We start from the raw sequence: 582 nt of genomic DNA, 5'->3' as shown, positions 1-582 counted from the left end.
CGCGTCGGGCGAGCGCACGCAGCGGCCGGTGGCGACCCCGAACCGGGCCCTGGCCGGCGCGCACGCCCAGGTCGACCAGTGCGCCACCTGCCACGCGCGCCGCACCCGGCTGGTCGAGGACGCCGTGGCGGGCGCGCCCCTGTTCGACCAGTTCGTCCCCGACAACCTGCGCCCCGGTCTGTATCACGCCGACGGGCAGCAGCTCGACGAGGTCTTCGAGTACGGCTCCTATCGCCAGAGCCGCATGTACCAGGCCGGCGTGGCCTGCACCGACTGCCACGACCCCCACCGCGGCCGCCTGCGCGCCGACGGCAACGCGCTGTGCACCGCCTGCCACAACCCCGCGCCCGACCGCGGCCGCTTCCCCGGCCTGCAGGCCCAGGACTACGACGCGCCCGCGCACCACTTCCACCGCGGCGGCGGCGCCGGCAGCCAGTGCGTCGACTGCCACATGCCGAGCCGCAACTACATGGTCGTGCACCCTCGCCGCGACCACGCCATCCGCGTGCCGCGCCCCGACCTGAGCGCGCGCACCGGCGCCCCCGACGCCTGCACCGGCTGCCACGCCGACCGCGGCGCCGA

General features: G+C 76.8%; 1 protein-coding gene. It reads left to right on the top strand.

Features of this window, described 5'->3' with window-relative positions; translation table 11 throughout:
- Positions 1 to 28 precede the first annotated feature (28 nt).
- The coding region (locus tag C667_RS23760) for a cytochrome c3 family protein (RefSeq protein WP_281054855.1) at positions 29 to 582 on the top strand (554 nt) is incomplete at its 3' end.

Origin of the sequence: Thauera phenylacetica B4P (assembly GCF_000310225.1) — a bacterium.
GTDB classification, from domain to species: domain Bacteria; phylum Pseudomonadota; class Gammaproteobacteria; order Burkholderiales; family Rhodocyclaceae; genus Thauera; species Thauera phenylacetica.
The sequence above is the reverse complement of the archived record's forward strand: the minus strand, read 5'-3'. Positions and strand labels throughout refer to the sequence as shown.